This is a genomic window from Tenacibaculum finnmarkense, assembly GCF_900239185.1.
Classification (GTDB): domain Bacteria; phylum Bacteroidota; class Bacteroidia; order Flavobacteriales; family Flavobacteriaceae; genus Polaribacter; species Polaribacter finnmarkensis.
Window position 1 is genome coordinate 339,033 of sequence record NZ_OENA01000053.1, and the last position, 16,574, is coordinate 355,606.

The 16,574-nt window shown below is 30.6% G+C and carries 16 protein-coding genes and 1 tRNA gene; 3 read left to right on the plus strand and 14 right to left on the minus strand.

All coding sequences use genetic code 11. From position 1 onward, the window contains the following. Positions 1-130: 130 nt before the first annotated feature. Positions 131-215 (minus strand) — tRNA-Ser (locus tag AQ1689_RS07430). Between the two features lie 290 nt (positions 216-505). Between AQ1689_RS07430 and aroC the strand changes: the two genes are divergently transcribed. Continuing rightward, positions 506-1,567: a chorismate synthase gene (gene aroC / locus AQ1689_RS07435; RefSeq protein ID WP_101955666.1), complete on the plus strand. Its 1,062-nt coding sequence runs from the start codon at positions 506-508 to the stop codon at positions 1,565-1,567. A gap of 102 nt (positions 1,568-1,669) precedes the next feature. Here aroC and AQ1689_RS07440 read toward each other — a convergent pair whose 3' ends face one another. From AQ1689_RS07440 to AQ1689_RS07470, 7 genes are all read right to left on the minus strand, one after another. Beyond that, complete coding sequence (locus AQ1689_RS07440; RefSeq protein WP_101955667.1) at positions 1,670-3,670, minus strand: protein-disulfide reductase DsbD family protein; 2,001 nt, start codon at positions 3,668-3,670, stop codon at positions 1,670-1,672. A gap of 69 nt (positions 3,671-3,739) precedes the next feature. Then, entirely contained in the window at positions 3,740-4,876 is a 1,137-nt protein-coding gene (locus AQ1689_RS07445) for a YCF48-related protein (RefSeq protein ID WP_101955668.1), read from the minus strand. Between the two features lie 4 nt (positions 4,877-4,880). Then, positions 4,881-6,200 (minus strand): DUF3570 domain-containing protein, encoded by a 1,320-nt coding sequence (locus AQ1689_RS07450; RefSeq protein WP_101955669.1) that lies wholly within the window; start codon positions 6,198-6,200, stop codon positions 4,881-4,883. Positions 6,201-6,212: 12 nt separating this feature from the next. Beyond that, positions 6,213-6,434: a DUF4266 domain-containing protein gene (locus AQ1689_RS07455; RefSeq protein WP_101907474.1), complete on the minus strand. Its 222-nt coding sequence runs from the start codon at positions 6,432-6,434 to the stop codon at positions 6,213-6,215. Continuing rightward, a complete protein-coding gene (locus AQ1689_RS07460; protein ID WP_180947553.1) occupies positions 6,434-7,504 on the minus strand; it encodes a WD40/YVTN/BNR-like repeat-containing protein in 1,071 nt (356 codons plus the stop codon). The genes AQ1689_RS07455 and AQ1689_RS07460 overlap by 1 nt, the downstream gene beginning before the upstream one ends. A 78-nt stretch (positions 7,505-7,582) precedes the next feature. Then, a complete protein-coding gene (locus AQ1689_RS07465) occupies positions 7,583-8,560 on the minus strand; it encodes an FAD:protein FMN transferase (protein ID WP_180947554.1) in 978 nt (325 codons plus the stop codon). Between the two features lies 1 nt (position 8,561). Then, a complete protein-coding gene (locus AQ1689_RS07470; protein WP_101955672.1) occupies positions 8,562-8,993 on the minus strand; it encodes a thioredoxin family protein in 432 nt (143 codons plus the stop codon). Between the two features lie 222 nt (positions 8,994-9,215). Between AQ1689_RS07470 and AQ1689_RS07475 the strand changes: the two genes are divergently transcribed. Both AQ1689_RS07475 and AQ1689_RS07480 read left to right on the plus strand, forming a co-directional pair. Next, on the plus strand, positions 9,216-9,752 hold the full coding sequence (locus tag AQ1689_RS07475) for a Crp/Fnr family transcriptional regulator (RefSeq protein ID WP_101955673.1): 537 nt from the start codon (positions 9,216-9,218) through the stop codon (positions 9,750-9,752). A 51-nt stretch (positions 9,753-9,803) separates the two neighbouring features. Beyond that, positions 9,804-10,349 (plus strand): DinB family protein, encoded by a 546-nt coding sequence (locus tag AQ1689_RS07480; RefSeq protein ID WP_101955674.1) that lies wholly within the window; start codon positions 9,804-9,806, stop codon positions 10,347-10,349. A gap of 54 nt (positions 10,350-10,403) precedes the next feature. Here the strand turns inward: AQ1689_RS07480 and AQ1689_RS07485 are convergent, their stop codons facing one another. From AQ1689_RS07485 to AQ1689_RS07510, 6 genes are all read right to left on the minus strand, one after another. Next, positions 10,404-12,050: a pyruvate dehydrogenase complex dihydrolipoamide acetyltransferase gene (locus AQ1689_RS07485; protein WP_101955675.1), complete on the minus strand. Its 1,647-nt coding sequence runs from the start codon at positions 12,048-12,050 to the stop codon at positions 10,404-10,406. Positions 12,051-12,053: 3 nt separating this feature from the next. Beyond that, positions 12,054-13,049, minus strand: coding sequence for a pyruvate dehydrogenase (acetyl-transferring) E1 component subunit alpha (gene pdhA / locus AQ1689_RS07490; protein ID WP_101955676.1), 996 nt, complete (start codon positions 13,047-13,049; stop codon positions 12,054-12,056). A gap of 141 nt (positions 13,050-13,190) precedes the next feature. Next, positions 13,191-13,871, minus strand: a complete 681-nt coding sequence (locus tag AQ1689_RS07495) for a hypothetical protein (protein WP_101955677.1) — start codon at positions 13,869-13,871, stop codon at positions 13,191-13,193. 214 nt (positions 13,872-14,085) lie between these two features. Beyond that, entirely contained in the window at positions 14,086-14,790 is a 705-nt protein-coding gene (locus tag AQ1689_RS07500; protein ID WP_101955678.1) for a M15 family metallopeptidase, read from the minus strand. A 24-nt stretch (positions 14,791-14,814) separates the two neighbouring features. Continuing rightward, the gene (locus tag AQ1689_RS07505; protein ID WP_101955679.1) at positions 14,815-15,528 is read right to left on the minus strand and encodes a LytR/AlgR family response regulator transcription factor; all 714 of its coding nucleotides are present in this window, start codon (positions 15,526-15,528) and stop codon (positions 14,815-14,817) included. 14 nt (positions 15,529-15,542) lie between these two features. Beyond that, positions 15,543-16,502, minus strand: coding sequence for a histidine kinase dimerization/phosphoacceptor domain -containing protein (locus AQ1689_RS07510; protein ID WP_317047042.1), 960 nt, complete (start codon positions 16,500-16,502; stop codon positions 15,543-15,545). Positions 16,503-16,574: the final 72 nt, after the last annotated feature.

Below are 16,574 nucleotides of genomic sequence, written 5' to 3' on the forward strand. Positions count from 1 at the left end.
CAGGCTCTTAGATAATATTACCTTCGTGATTTGTTCTATTTTTAAAGTAATGCGTAAAAATATATTACTTTATTTTTCATAAAAATTACCACAAAAAAAAACCGAAACAAGTAAATGTTTCGGTTTTGTGCGGAGAAAGAGGGATTCGAACCCCCGGTACCTTGCAGTACAACGGTTTTCAAGACCGCCGCATTCGACCACTCTGCCATTTCTCCAGACCTGCTAAACAAGTATTAGTTGTTAGCGGTTGCAAATTTACAACCTTTTTCTGTTTCTAGAAAATAAAAATTGATTTTTTTTAAGTTTAAAATTATATAAGCGCTATTTTAAAATCTTTATTATTGTTTATCAGTAGGTTATGTGAATAGAAATATTTTTTTAAAAATTTAGATAGATATACAAAAGATACCATTAGTGTTATATTTATGCATATTTGATTAGTTTTTGGTGTTTTTTTTAAGAGAATTATAATTTTTAAATTACTTTCGTTTTAAAATAAAGAAGCATGTTTAATTCATTTGGAAATATATTAAAAGTAACCACTTTTGGTGAATCACACGGAACGGCAATAGGTGGCGTTATTGATGGTTTTCCAGCAGGAATGCACGTAGATTTTGATGCTGTTCAACAAGAATTAGATCGCCGTAAACCAGGGCAATCTAAAATTGTAACCCAACGTAAAGAACCTGATACTGTTGAGTTTTTATCAGGGATTTTTGAAGGGAAAACAACAGGTGCTTCTATTGGTTTTGTTATAAAAAACACCAATCAGAAAAGTAAAGATTACAACCATAATACCAATGTATATCGCCCATCGCACGCCGATTATACCTACGATAAAAAATACGGAATTAGAGACTATAGAGGTGGAGGACGTACTTCGGCACGTGAAACTGCAAATTGGGTTGTTGCTGGAGCATTGGCAAAACAACTCATAAAACATATTAATATTGATGCTTTTACCTCATCGGTAGGCGATATTTTTATTGATAAACCTTATCAAGAGTTAGATTTTTCTAAAACAGAAAGTAATATTGTTCGCTGCCCTGACCAAAAATCAGCAGAAACAATGATTGCTAAAATTCATGAAATACGAAAAGCTGGCGATACTATTGGCGGAACGGTAACCTGTGTTATTCAAAATATGCCTGTTGGATTAGGAGAACCTATTTTTCATAAATTACACGCCGAATTAGGAAAAGCAATGTTGTCAATTAATGCGGTAAAAGGTTTTGAATTTGGTAGCGGATTTTGCGGTGCTAAAATGAAAGGCTCTGAACACAACGATGTTTTTAACCAAGATGGAACAACAGAATCTAATTTATCAGGAGGAATTCAAGGAGGAATTTCAAATGGAATGGATGTGTATTTTCGTGTAGCTTTTAAACCTGTGGCTACGATTATGACAACGCAACAAACCATAAATTCTGATGGTGAATTAACCGAAATAAAAGGAAAAGGTCGTCATGACCCTTGTGTTGTACCAAGAGCTGTACCAATTGTAGAAGCTTTAGCCGCCTTGGTTTTAGCTGATTTTTATTTAATAGATAAAATGCGTAAAATATAGTTGATATAAATTGACATTAAAATTGATACTAAAAAAACCACAAGATTATCTTGTGGTTTTTTGTTGTTATAAATAATAGTTTGGTTAGAAGGTTTTTAAGTTTTAATCAGTATTTTTTTTAGTTAAAAAATTTATAAATTCATTAACATTATTTGTATAGCCAATTTTACTGATAGCTTTATCAGTAATAGGATTATAAGTAACATACAGCGGTTGAGAAACTTCATTAAATAATGATTTTTCTAAAAATAAATTCTTTTCACCTACTGTGGTAATATCATAGCCTGCTAAATCTTTTAAATGGTCTTTTTTAGGCAATTCGTGTTTATCATCAACATATAATGATACAACTATATAGTTACTTTCAATTTCAGATTTTACGTTAGGTTGCACCCAAATAGTATCTTCCATTTTTCGGCAGTTAGCACACCCATGTCCTGTAAAATCAATTAAAAGCATTTTGCCTTGTTTTTTAGCACATTTTTTGGCTTGTTCTAAATCGAAATATCCATTAAAACCTGCGGGTGAATGTAAATAACTGGAATATAAAGGGGTTTCACATAAATTATTTTTACTAGCTGTTGTGTGATAATTATTAACTTTAGGAGGTATTAAACCACTCAAAGCATTTACAGGTCTATCAAAAATACCAGTTATAAAATAAATAGTGCTAAATAAAATAAAAGTAGCCATTAAAAACCGACCTACAGATAATTTGATAGGCGTATCATCATCATGAGAAAATTTAATAAAACCTAATAAATAAAAGGCTAAAAGCAAACTAAGTACTGCCCATATTGTTAAAAAAGTACTTCTATCTAAAAATCCCCAGCCATAAACTAAATCAATATTACTTAAAAATTTAAGCGATAAACCTAATTCTAATATTCCGAAAAACACTTTAATTGTATTCATCCAAGCACCCGATTTAGGTAATTTAGATAATAATTGAGGTGTTAATGCTAACAATACAAAAGGTAATGCAAAACCTACAGAATACGAAAGCATCCCTAGAAAAGGTTTTATACTAATACCTCCTTTTGAAGAAAGAATAAGAATACTACTGATAAAAGGTCCTGTGCATGAAAAAGAAACAATAATAAGAGTAAGTGCCATAAAAAAAAGTCCTAAATAACCTCCTTTTTCCGATAAATTATCAGCTTTATTTGCCCATTTATAAGGTAGTTTTAATTCGAAAGCTCCTAAAAAAGACAATCCAAAAAGTACGAATACTAAAAAGAACAAAATATTTGGTAACCAATGCGTGCTTATCCAATTATTTACGCGGTCACTACCTAAAAGAAGACTTGGTAAAATAGCAAGTGCGGTATAAATAATAACAATGCTTAAACCGTATATAAATGCTTTTTTTATGGTTTCTAACCTACTTTTATTTCCTTTTGAAAAATAACTTACCGTCATTGGCATTAGTGGAAATATACAAGGCATAAAAACAGTTAATAATCCTGCCATAAAAGCGGTAAGTAAGTACAATATCCAAGATTTTTTCTGTTCTTTTTCTGATGATTTTTCTTCTGATGATACAGCTTTATCAATTACTGAATTAGAGGCTGTTTTTTTAGAGATAATATCACTTTCTATTTTATCAATAGGATTTCCTATAATTATTTTGCCGTATTTTTTACCAGGGATACAACTATCATTTGTTTTACAGGTAAAATATTTTAGTTTATAATTTAATAGTTGATTATTTTTAGTGATTACTATTTTTTGACTAAGTAGTACTTCTTTGTCAAAAATTATCATATTACAATTCCAGTCTTTATCTAATTTAGGATGTGCTCCAATAGATTTTAAATTTCCAATGGTTTTAAAACCTTCTCCTGTTAATTTTAAGGTGGTAGGAATAGGACCTTGACTACATGAAAAACCAGTAGCATACATATAAAAATCATTTTTCATAGTAGCTTTAAAAACTAAATTTAAAGTATCACCAATGTTATTATTGATGAAGTTTAAATCAGTTGTTTTCCATTCAATAGGTGATTTAATAGAAGATTGAATAGGGGAGTTGTTGGCTACAAGATTTATAGTTGATATAAAACAAATTCCTATTAATAAAACGTATTTTAATAATTTCATATTGATTATATAAAAAAAATCTGATAACTTTTAAGGTAAAAGTTATCAGATTTAATGATTGTTTTTTTATTATTCAGCTAAATTTACTTTAAGGATAATTCCGTCATCACCCACAAAATAACCGATTTTATCCGTAGGAAATTCTAAATCGTTTAAATCAGATTCTCTGTTTGTTTTTGTTAATTCATTACTCCAAGTAGTTCCTTGGTCATAAGTCGCAAAAACCTGTCCTAAATGCCCACAAACCCATAGGTTTCCAGCATCAGAAGCATATAAACCATTAAAGTAAAAGACAGAATGATAGGTGTCTGTTTTATCTTGATAAGTAGTTGTTCCGTCTGAATTTAAAGTGATTTTAAAGACCATTGCCTTATCTTCATTAGGAGCACTATCTCCACCACCAACAATATATCCTTCGGTATCATTAAAAAATGTTACTCGTTTAAAGGCTCTATCTTTTGGAGCGGTAGTGTCTTTAGTCCAAGTATTACCAGCATTTAAACTGATGTAAACATTTCCTTGAGTACCTATGGCAACAACGGTGTTTTGGGTAACATAAGTAATGTCTGATATTCCAAGTGAGCCATCTCTATCTCCGTGATGCCCGTAAGCTTTCACATCTGAAAGTACTAATTTCCAAGTTAAACCAGCATCGGTTGTTTTGTAAACTTCGCCATTTTCATTTCTAACAACGGATAATAAACCCGTAGTTTCATTTTGAAATTTAAGCGATTTTATAAACGTTTTTTCTTTATCAAAAAAATTGATAGTATTCCAAGTTTCACCACCATCTTCTGTTTTTAAAAAGATATTTCCAGTGGCTCTAAAACGAAGTCTACCTCTTCGGATGTATTCTTCTCCTAAATCACCAGTGATAAATCCTTTTAAATCATTGACAAAAGTTACTTTGTTAAAACGTACTTTTATTTTATCATCAGCAGTTTTAAAAGGAATTGTTTTTATCCAATTTAAACCACCGTCGGAAGTTGTTAAATAATCTTCACCTCCAACAACGACTCCTTTTGAGGCATCAAAAAAATGCACATCTTTTAAATCGGATGTTGTACCAGAATGCAAGGTGTTTATATACGTATCATCAGTAGGATTAATAATGGCTGTTTCAGGAGTTACTTCTACACAAGAAGTTAAAAATAGCATTGAAAATACTCCAGCTATTAGTGCGCCGTTTTTTATATATGTAATCATGATTTTATTTATTTTTTTTCTTTAAAAAATTAGAAAATTCAAAACTTGCCCCTACAGAAACTGAATTGGCAGATAAACCATCACTTCTTAAATATTTTGTATATCTTACATCGATTGATTTTATCCCAAGAAATTGTTTAAAAGGAACAATTCTGGCAGATGCTCCAAATTTATTTGAATACAAATTAGATAAATCAAAATCACTGGTGTAATATTCATCAGATAATTCATGCTGTCCGTACCCTGCAAAATAATCAGCCGAAGTTTGTGTATGAAATTTATAAAAAGGCATTACAGAAACCCAAGGTTTAATTTTAATAGGTGCATCAACGCCTAGTGTAAGTGAGTTAACGCCCCAGTTATCAGCATATAATCTAGCACTTGTTCTAACAATAAGTAGTTTGTTAACAAAATAATTGTACCTACCGTAAATTGCTAATTTTAATCGTTCGTTGGGTAGTTTTTCAACAGCGACTGTTTTGGCATATTCATCTTGAATACCATCTCTAAAATAGACTCTGTAAAAAGGTGTAGAAAGTAGTCCGCTTTGATATATTCCATCAACACCAACTAAGGCATTCATACGTTTATTGATATTAAAAGCATAATTAACTCCTAAAGCACTTGTTAATCTGTCATCAACATTATAAGTGTTGCCATCTTTAGTAACTTGTTCGCCATCTGTAAGTTGAATAACATCAGCATTTACACCTATTTTAGTTCCTTTATCAGAAGCACCAGTTTGAGCATCAATAGTAGCGGTTGGTCTAAATTCACCAGGATATATTAAGAGCCATTTATCCATAATTAAGTTAGATTTAAAGGTAAATGTAGATAAGTTTTTAGGGTTTTTATACGAACCTGATAAACCAAAAGTTTTAGATTTTACATCATATTCTTCTGAGTAACCAAAAAGTGGCGTTATTTTAAAATCATTAATTGAAAGGTCAATACTAACATCGCCATATTTTCTTGTTTCATCAACACTAACTCCGCTGTTACCTGAACTTGCTGAGGTTTGATATTTATCAATTAATAAATAGGATGCAGAAGTAAAATAATCAACTCCAGCATTAAATTTTGCATCTATAATTTTTGATACGGGTACAAATATTTTTGCTTCTCGAGTATAACTATGTAATTCTTGTGAGCCAATACCACCATTAGGAGCACCTCTTTCGCCATCCTGCCCGTAGTAATTACCAAGCAAACTAACTTTAATATTTTTATCTTCTTGTTGATTAACAGTAGAAGTGTTTTGAGCAAAACCAATACAGGCAGATAAAACTAAAGCGAATGTTAATTTTTTATTTATTTTCGTCATTTTCTTTAATTTTTAATTACAGCCACAGCCTCCGCCAACTTTACCACCTTCACCACCTGAAACACCTTCTCTATAACTAAAACCTGAAGAAGATAAACTTTCAATAGAAAGCGGTCCTTGTTCCATATAATAATCACTTACAAATTGAGATTGATATGCTTTTACAGAAGTACAGGAAGACATACCTGCTAATATTGCTGTAAATAGTATTAATTTATATAGTATATTTTTCATTATTGTTGTGTTAAATTTTCTGTTGATGAATCTTCTATTTTAATAATTTGTCCTGCATTACCTACAAATATTCCTATTTGAGGATTGATAAATGCACAGCTTCTAAGAATATAGGTACTTTCTGTTGGTGCTATTTCTTTACCCCAATAATTACCGCCATTACTTGTTTTATAGATGTAACCATGCTCTCCAACACACCAGCCAACATCTTCAGTAATAAAGTGCATGCCTCTAAAAGAACGTGTATTGGCTATATTTGTAAGGTCTTGATAAGTTCCATCTTTGTAAATTTTAGATACCGAACCATTTTTACCACAAGTAATAAGAACCGAGTTTTTGATATAGTTTAAATCATAAATATCATTGATATTTCCTGTATTTACATATTTCCAGTTATTTCCTCCATCTATAGATTTAAAAACAATTCCATCTCTTCCTGCAGTATATATTTCATTTTCAGAAACAACTTTTAAACGATATAATCGGGCATTTGAAAGCGTACCAGTATTTTCACTTGGTTCACGGTCTGGATATAGTTTTGCATAATTTTTTACACAAGCTTCTCGCATGCCTAGTGTATCAATTTTGGTTATTAAATTCCAAGTAGCACCTGTATCTGTCGATTTAAAAATTTGACCTTTATAACCAACCATAAATCCTGTAGAGCTATTGGTAAAAGCAACGTCATACATTCTGTCAATATCTCCTCCGTTAACTGTGGCTTCATTCCAAGAAGTTGCTCCATCAGTAGTTTTATAAATGGTAATTTTCTTTTTGGTGTTTCTTCCTACTAAAAAACCTGTTTTTTCATTGTTAAACCAAACAGAATTCCAATCATAAACTTTTGAGTCAACAAGTGGCGTATTTAAAGAAGTCCAAGTTTCACCGCTATCAGTTGTTTTTAATAAAGTACCCGCTCGACCTGTTATATATCCTGTTTTATTACCTTTTAAAAACTGAATTCTTTCGAGTCTGTTTTGTGTATTACTTACTATTTTGGTTACTTTAATTTCTTCTATAAGAGGCTTGTTATCGGTGTTTTCTGTACACGAATAACTTATTATAGCCAAGAGAAATAGGGTAATAGTGTTCCTTAGAAGATAAAATCTTCTTTCATTTTTAATAATCATTGTATAATTTAATTTAGATTAAACTACTGCTTTTTGATTTGCAGTATTTGGATAAGATATTTCTACTTTAAAGTTTTTTGAAAAATGTTTTTTTTCATTGTCATCAATAATAAAACACCTGATATCGAAAAATTGATTCACAAAATCAAGTCCTTTTTTTACGCCTTTAAGAAAAATTGTGGTAGCAATAGCATCACACAATTCTGCATCAGGGCTTAATACGGTTACACTTTTTATTCCTTCAACAGGATACCCCGTTTTAGGGTGAATAATATGCGAATACCGTTTTCCGTCAATAATAGCAAAACGTTCATAGTTTCCAGAAGTAGCAATGGATTCATTTTTAATTGGAAGCCAAGCAATATTTTTGATTTCTTTATTAGGGTCTGCAACGCCAATATTCCAAAAACCACCTTCACGTATGCTTTGTCCCCACGAGGTCATATCTCCACCAGCACTTATAAGCCCCGATTTTATACCAGATTTTTGTAAAAGCTCTTTCATTTTTGTAGCAATAAAACCTTTACCAATAGCACCAAGTTCTATTTTTGTACCTTTATTATTAATGAAGATACTTTGATTTTCTTCATTTAATTCAATAAATTTATAGTTGATGTTTCTAACAGATTTTTGAATTTTTTGGGCACTTGGTTTTTCAGTTAATGGCTTATCGAAATACCAAATTTTATCGATAGAAGCAAAGGTAATATCAAATAAACCATTTGTTATTTCAGATAAATAAACACCTCTTTTAATTAATTGAAACAACTCATCACAAACTTTTACAGGTGCTATTCCTGCCATTTTATTTACTTTATAAAGTGTTGTGTTTTCATCCCAAGCAGAAATAATTTGTATTAATCGTTGTGCTTCGGCATAGGCTTCTTCAATTAATTTATTGGCTTTATCTTCTTTATTATTAGGCATTACGATATGAACATCTAAAGTAGATTTCATTGATTCGATAGATTTAGAAAAAACTTTTAATTGTTCCATTTTATCTATTAAATTTTAAAGATTTTAAAGTTTCATCAACATTTGAGCTTAAGTTTATAACTTTTTTAATAGTCAAATTTTTATCAGTAATAACTAATAAAGGAAACACGCCTTGATTATTTAATTTTTCAGCGAGTGAATTATTTAGTGTTTCTAATTCTTCTGTTAATTCGGTTCTTTGTGGAAAATCAGCTAGATGATACACGTAATCTGTTTCAATTGATTTTTTAATATCAGGAGTATTTAAAACCTCTTTTTTAAATTTATTACAGTTAGCACACCAATCACTTCCAGAAAAATAAACTATGATATTTTTATTTTTAGCATTAGCAGTATCGCATAATGATTTATAAGGAGGCGTATTTATAGTGTTAAAAGATAAAATAGTTGTTATTGAAAGTATAATTCCGATAAATAGTATAATTCTCTTCATTAAATTTATTTAGATTTAATATTGATAGTGTATTTTTTGCGAAAGTATTAATCATTTTGGTTAAAAAAAAGCAAAAACATGAATTATTCTTATTAAGATTTAATATTGATGTAATAAATATTTTTTGAAGAAATAAACGAACCTTTTGATGAAAAATAATAATTTTGATTATTATTGAATATAAGTATAATTGAATATAAAAGTATCTAATCGCTATATTTTATGAGTGCATACAAGTATTTTTTAGAAAATTTAGAAGATGAATGGGATAAAGAAATAACACTTAAAAGAAATGATTTTCTTATCAATAAAGGAGATTTAAATACCAATTTATATTTAGTAAAAGAAGGAAGTTTACGGGTTTTTATTGATGATGATAATGAAGAACACACCATTAGATTTGGATATAAAGAATCAATAATTACAGCATTTGATTGTTTTTTAACAGAAAAACCAACTTCTTTTTACATTCAAGCACTTAAAAAATGTGAGTTGAAAGTAATTTCTAAAATAAATTATATGCGATTTATAAACTCTAAAAAGGAATATCAGGATGTTTGGAACGTTTTTTTAAATGATTTTATGTATCAACAAATAGAAAGAGAAATAGATTTGATTACTTATTCTCCTCAAAAAAGATTTAATAGAATTTTTAAAAGAAGTCCGCAATTATTTCAAGAAATACCTCAAAAATATATTGCGTCTTATTTAAGAATGGCGCCAGAAACATTGTCTAGAATATTAAAAAATCTTGATTAGTATCAATATTTACTTTTATAAAAAAGCTCATATTTGAATTAAATTTCAAACATGAGCTTTTTTAATACCAAAGAATTATTATCAGAATTAAAACAAATTGTAGTTTCTCATATTAGGTATGTAGAATCTTTAAAAAATAATACTACGGAAGAGTTGCAATATAAAAAAACAACAGTATCGTGGTCTGTTTTAGAATGTTTAGAGCATTTGAATTTATATGCAGAATTTTATAATAATGAAATCAGAAAAAGAATAGAGAAGTCTAAATATCAAAAATCAACAGTTTTTAAATCGGGATATTTAGGGAATAAATTTGCTTTAGATATGTTACCTAAAGAAGGAATGAAAACAATGAATACCTTTAAAAGTAAGAATCCTATTTATTCAAAATTAGATAAAAAAGTTGTTTTAGAACGTTTTATTAAACTTCAAAAAGAATTGTTAAATTTACTAGAGTTAGCGAATAATATCGATTTAACTAAAACAAAAACAGCAATAACATTACCTATTTTAAAATTTAGGTTAGGGGATACTTTCCGATTTGTAATTTATCATAATCAACGACATATTATACAGGCTAAAAATATTTTCAAATAAAAAAATCCCAAGCAAACGCTCGGGATTTTTTAGTAAAATATGTAAGTTAAAAACCTATGCTAACATTGTAACAGGGTTTTCAACAAAAGTTTTTAATGTTTGTAAGAATTGAGCACCAACTGCACCATCAACCGTTCTATGGTCACAAGCTAAAGTTAATTTCATAGTATTTCCAACAACAATTTCACCGTTTTTAACAACAGGTTTTTGTACAATTGCACCAACAGATAAAATAGCAGAATTCGGCTGGTTGATAATCGAAGTAAAACTTTCGATACCAAACATTCCTAAGTTAGAAACCGTAAAAGTACTTCCTTGCATTTCGGCAGGAGAAATTTTCTTGTTTCTAGCTTTACCAGCTAAATCACGTACTGAAGCACCAATTTGAGTTAAACTTAAAGCATCTGTATGCTTTACAACAGGTACAACTAAACCTTCATCAACAGCCACGGCAACACCAATATGAATATGACTGTGGAATAATGTCGTATTATCCGTCCAGCTAGTATTTACATTAGGGTGTTTTTTTAATGCCATAGCACAGGCTTTTACAACCATGTCGTTAAATGATACTTTTGTATCAGGAACGGCATTGATTATTTTACGAGAAGCCATTGCGTTGTCCATATCTACTTCAATATTTAAGTAGAAGTGAGGCGCATCAAATTTAGAATTTTTTAAGGCTTTCGCAATTGCTTTACGCATTTGAGAATTTTTAACCTCTAAGGTATTCTCTTCACCTGCAATAGCAAAATTAGCAAGATTTTCTTTTTTAACAGCTACAGGAGCTTCAACTTTAACAGCAGCAGGAGTGTAGTTTTCTACATCCTTTTTAACGATACGTCCGTTTTCACCAGAACCTTTAATATCGGCTAATTTAAACCCTTTATCTTTTGCTATTTTTTTAGCTAAAGGAGAAGCAAATATTCTACCTCCAGAAGTTGTTGTAGTTACTGTTTCAGCAGCTACTTTAACTTGTTCTTTAGAAGTCACTTTAGTAGCCTCTTCTTTAGAAGCTGTTTTTTCTTCTGATTTTACATCCGCAGAAACACTTGCATTTCCTGAGTTTAAAGCTGAAAGTACGGTAGCCACATCAGTTCCTTGTTTACCAATAATAGCAAGTAGAGTATCTACAGGAGCAGCTTCGCCTTCTTGAACACCGATGTGTAATAAAACACCTTCGTTAAAAGATTCGAATTCCATAGTAGCCTTATCAGTTTCGATTTCAGCTAAAATATCACCCTCTTCAATAGTATCACCTACGCTTTTTAACCAAGAAGCAACAGTTCCTTCTTCCATGGTATCACTTAAACGTGGCATGTTAATTACAACAACACCTGCTGGCATTGCTACAGCTTCACTTTTTACAGCGACCTGTTCATTAACAACAGCTTCAGCTTTAGGAGCTTCTTCAATTGTTGCAGCAGCAGTACCGCCGTTTAATAAAGCAGTAATATCTTCCCCTTGTTCACCAATAATAGCTAATAAAGTATCAACAGGAGCAGATCCTCCTTCTTGAACCCCGATGTGTAATAAAACACCTTCGTGAAAAGATTCAAATTCCATGGTAGCTTTGTCAGTTTCGATTTCGGCTAAAATATCACCTTCTTCAATGCTGTCACCTACATTTTTTAACCAAGAAGCAACAACTCCTTCTTCCATTGTGTCGCTTAAGCGAGGCATGTTTATAATTGTAGCCATGGTTTACTTTGATTTTATAAATGGATAATCTTCTTGTTCGTATACCATATCGTGTAATTGACTTACTTCAGGATATGGAGAATCTTCCGCAAATTTTTCACATTCACTTACCGATTCTTTTACTTCTTTTTTAATCGCTTCAATTTGATCATCAGAAGCGTATTCATTTTCTTTAATGATATCTAATACTTGCGTAATAGGGTCAATTTTACGGTACTCAGCAACTTCATCTTTTGTACGATAATGTTGAGCATCCGACATTGAGTGTCCTCTATAACGGTACGTTTTCATTTCTAAGAAAGTTGGTCCTTCACCACGACGCGCTCTTTGAATAGCTTCATCTACAGCTTCGGCAACTTTAATAGGATTCATTCCGTCAACAGGTCCACAAGGCATTTCGTATCCTAAACCAAGTTTCCAGATATCGGTATGATTTGCAGTTCTTTCAACAGAAGTTCCCATAGCATACCCATTGTTTTCAACAATAAATACTACAGGTAATTTCCAGGTCATTGCCATGTTAAAAGTTTCGTGTAATGAACCCTGACGAGCAGCACCATCACCAAAACAACATAATGTTACAGCGTCATTTCCTTTATATTTATCACCAAAAGCTAATCCAGCTCCTAATGGAATTTGACCACCAACAATTCCGTGACCACCATAAAAACGGTGTTCTTTCGAAAAAATATGCATAGAACCACCCATACCCTTAGAGGTACCAGTAACTTTACCATATAATTCTGCCATTACACGTTTCGGGTCTTCGCCCATACCAATTGGTTGTACGTGGTTACGGTAAGCGGTAATCATTTTATCTTTAGATAAGTCCATTGCGTGCAATGCACCTGCTAAAACAGCCTCTTGACCGTTATATAAGTGTAAAAACCCTCTTACTTTCTGTTGAATGTAAACAGCGGCTAACTTATCTTCAAACTTTCTCCAGAAAAGCATGTCTCTATACCAGTTGATATAGGTTTCTTTAGTGATTTTATTCATTATATATTAGTTGTTTATTTAAAGTTTGTTTGTTGCGCTTGTCTTAAAACGCAACTACAAAAGTAAGTAGTTTTTAGTAATTTTAAAAAAGTTCTTGTTAAAATTTACACACAGGTTTTTTTATTTTTAAAACCGCTTAAATTATTGCTTTTGTTTGGCAATAATAATAGTCGCTTTTGCACCTGTAGCCAAGTTCCATTGATTTGCCGAAATTAGTGCTCCATTGGCGTTATAAATTTTAAAACCAGCAGTGTTTGGTCCTGAACTCCCTTGGTTTAGCGCTAAAATATTTATGGTATTAATTCCTTGATCTAGCGATATTTTAAAAGATTGATATCTTTTTTGAAGAATTAAGTTTGTAACCACCGGAATATTATTGACTAAAATAGTCACTTTATCGCCATCAGGATATTGAAAATCTCTACAAATAATGGTAACACTTTTATCTTTTGTGGTAAAACTTCCTAAATCTTGATCAATAATAGGGTACACATAGCGTCCATTTATCTTTTGAAAAGCTTTTAAATATTGTTCTTCTGCAATTTTCGCTTTTGTTAAAATCCCTTTATTTTCAAAAGCACTTTTGGCTTGTTTTTTTTCATATTCTTTTTGCTGTTTGCTGTGTGCGTTTTTAAAACCGTTATTATTTTTAAAATCTAACGATGTTGGTTTTTTTAGCTCTTTAGCAGCAGTAGGAATACGACCAAATGCACCGGTATTATTTTTCTTATTTCCATAAGAAGCATCAAGTTGTGCAAAACCAAGCGAACTTATACTTACTGCAAAAATTACTATAAAAAAATGTATTGTTTGTTTTATCATATCAAAATAAATCTGAACAAATATAATGCCGTCGTTTTTTATATTTCTCAATAAAGGGTTAAAACATATTTATTTGAAGCAATTTCCCGCTTTTCGCACTCGCTTTTTTTATTTTTCAAAAGAAAAAATAAAAAAGAGCTCAAACAATTGCTGCAATCGGGGCTAGGCATTTTGCTTTTTTGTATATTTTTCGATAGTAAGAAAATAGTATCGTTTATTGAACAGGAAAACTAAAATACGTTTTAGCAAAAGGTTCAAAACGCAGGGTAAAATGCCACCATTCTTTAAAGTAAGGTCTAAAATTATATTTTTGCATTACCACTTGTAATAGTTTTCTATTTTCTTGCTGTTTTTGAGTCAATTTCCGATAAGAAACATTTGAGGATATTCCGAAAAAATCAAAAGGACTTCCCATATCTAATTCGTTGCCTGTTTTTAGATCAACAATTGTTAAATCAACAGTGCTACCACGAGAATGCCCTGATTTTGAAGCAATAAAACCTTTTCGAAATAAATGCCGTTTATTAATTGTAGGATAATACTCTTGTTTCATTAACGTGTCATTTATAACACGTGCCCATTTTACAAAATGATTTACCGCGGTTTGCGGACGATAGGCATCAAAAATTTTAAGACTCAATCCTTTTTTTAATAAATTCTCCTGGACTTTTTTTAGCGCTTTTGCCATTGCTGTGCTTCCTATAAGTACAGCTTCTTGGTAGCCATTTATAGAAGTTCCTACAAAATTATTTTTAGAACAATAGCGCATTTCTTGCTTAATTGTAGGCGCAATATCGTTTATATATGAAAATCCTTTAGGAAGGTTTTGTTGCTGTTTTAAAGGTTCTTCGTGCAAGTGTTTTTCTTGTGCATTTAAAATAAAAGAACAAAATAATAGTAGGTAAAATAACTGTTTCATCAAGCAAAAATAAGGCAAAATAAATTAACTAATCTGCTTTAAAAAATCTTGTTTATAAGCTCTTCCTAGTGGAAGTTTTTGATCATTGATGGTAATAATTTGACTTGTATATCCTTGAATATGTTTTTTATTTATCAGAATAGATTTATGAATTCTGATAAAAAAATCAGGATGTAACTCCTTAAGCTCTAATAAAGATTGCCTGGTAAAATACTTGTTTTTGTCAAGAGTGTGAATATGGATATACACGCCATCAGCCTTAATGTAGGTTATTTTTGATATGGGTATTTTTTGCGATATTCCTTTTTCGGTATGTAAAACAAAAGCAGCCTTTGCTTGGTTATTATCGTTTTTTTCTTCTTTGATAAAACTTAAAGCCATGGCTACATTGGCATAAATGGAAGCATTAATAAATGGTTTTAAAATATAACCAACAGGGTTAGTGCTACTGGCTTTTTTTACCGTTAAGGCATCAGCATTTGCGGTTACATACATAAAAACAAACGAATATTTTTGACGTAATTTTTTTATTAAATCAATGCCGTCAATAGTATTCATTTCGCCTAAATTAATGTCCATTAAAACCAAATCGTAGGTTGTTTTTTCAAACAATTCGAACGTTTCAGTATCGTCATTAGAAACAGTTACATGTTCATAGCCATATTCGTTGAGAATAAAGCGTAAATTTTCGGCAATAATTAGCTCATCTTCTACAATTAATATTTTTTTATCAGTCATAATTAAGTAATTATTTATATAGGGAATTTTATTTCGGTAACAAATAAATCATCTGTATAATAGCGTTTTAGCGTTCCACGTAATTGCTTTGTTAATGATTTTATTAAAAACAATCCTAATGATTTTGTAATCGCCTGTGTTTTACTTTTTTCATCAAAACCAGCTCCCGAATCGGCAACTAATACATTGAAATATCCATCTTTAAAGAAAAGGGCTATTTCAATACGATTTTCTTTATTTTTTTGTATTCCATATTTAAAACTATTGGTTAATAGTTCATTAATAATTAGCCCTAAAGGTACTGATTTAGTTAATGATATATTTCTGTTTTCGATGGTCAATACGTGTGTTATTTTTTGTGAAATATCGCTATGGCTATTTTTTATGTATAAAAATAATTCTTCAATATAACTTTTGGTGTTTACGTGCGATAAATTATCAGATTGATATAATTTTTGATGAATTAAAGACATCGAATAAATTCGATCTTTAATTTGATCTAACACCTCTTTGTTTTCGGCATCTTTAATGGATGCTTTTTGTAAATCTAACAAGCTAATTACAATTTGTAAGTTGTTTTTTACCCGATGATGAATTTCTTTCAAAAGAATTTCTTTTTCTTTAAGTGATGCTTCTAATTCGAGCGTTTGTTCTTTTACTAATTGCTCTAATTCGGCTCTTGTTTGTTGTTCTAGGCGTTCTTTATCTTGTTGAACTAATTGATATTTGTGCCCTAAAGCAAAGGATAATAAAACAACTTCTAAAAATGTACCCACGTGCATAATGTGTTCTGTAAATTGATTATAAACAAGTAATCCTAAACTTTGTAAAGCGTAAATAATCATTCCAGATAAATAAAAACTCCAAGCAATTGTAAAATATAAAGCTACTTTTTTTCCTTTGATAAGGCTATATATTGCTGAGGTAAGAATAACGGTAGAAGTTGTAATTATTAGAGCCTGTTTAAATTTTATTCAATAAAAGTTTTATGGCGGATAATTTGGTTATATTTTCGGAAGATTCCATTAATAATTCATAGTTTCGAC

What these genes read in the sequence shown, in the direction of transcription:
- aroC (WP_101955666.1), top strand. Translation starts at nt 506, where the DNA reads ATGTTTAATTCATTTGGAAATATATTAAAAGTAACCACTTTTGGTGAA.
- AQ1689_RS07440 (WP_101955667.1), bottom strand. Translation starts at nt 3,670, where the DNA reads ATGAAATTATTAAAATACGTTTTATTAATAGGAATTTGTTTTATATCA.
- AQ1689_RS07445 (WP_101955668.1), bottom strand. Translation starts at nt 4,876, where the DNA reads ATGATTACATATATAAAAAACGGCGCACTAATAGCTGGAGTATTTTCA.
- AQ1689_RS07450 (WP_101955669.1), bottom strand. Translation starts at nt 6,200, where the DNA reads ATGACGAAAATAAATAAAAAATTAACATTCGCTTTAGTTTTATCTGCC.
- AQ1689_RS07455 (WP_101907474.1), bottom strand. Translation starts at nt 6,434, where the DNA reads ATGAAAAATATACTATATAAATTAATACTATTTACAGCAATATTAGCA.
- AQ1689_RS07465 (WP_180947554.1), bottom strand. Translation starts at nt 8,560, where the DNA reads ATGGAACAATTAAAAGTTTTTTCTAAATCTATCGAATCAATGAAATCT.
- AQ1689_RS07470 (WP_101955672.1), bottom strand. Translation starts at nt 8,993, where the DNA reads ATGAAGAGAATTATACTATTTATCGGAATTATACTTTCAATAACAACT.
- AQ1689_RS07475 (WP_101955673.1), top strand. Translation starts at nt 9,216, where the DNA reads ATGAGTGCATACAAGTATTTTTTAGAAAATTTAGAAGATGAATGGGAT.
- AQ1689_RS07480 (WP_101955674.1), top strand. Translation starts at nt 9,804, where the DNA reads ATGAGCTTTTTTAATACCAAAGAATTATTATCAGAATTAAAACAAATT.
- AQ1689_RS07485 (WP_101955675.1), bottom strand. Translation starts at nt 12,050, where the DNA reads ATGGCTACAATTATAAACATGCCTCGCTTAAGCGACACAATGGAAGAA.
- pdhA (WP_101955676.1), bottom strand. Translation starts at nt 13,049, where the DNA reads ATGAATAAAATCACTAAAGAAACCTATATCAACTGGTATAGAGACATG.
- AQ1689_RS07495 (WP_101955677.1), bottom strand. Translation starts at nt 13,871, where the DNA reads ATGATAAAACAAACAATACATTTTTTTATAGTAATTTTTGCAGTAAGT.
- AQ1689_RS07500 (WP_101955678.1), bottom strand. Translation starts at nt 14,790, where the DNA reads ATGAAACAGTTATTTTACCTACTATTATTTTGTTCTTTTATTTTAAAT.
- AQ1689_RS07505 (WP_101955679.1), bottom strand. Translation starts at nt 15,528, where the DNA reads ATGACTGATAAAAAAATATTAATTGTAGAAGATGAGCTAATTATTGCC.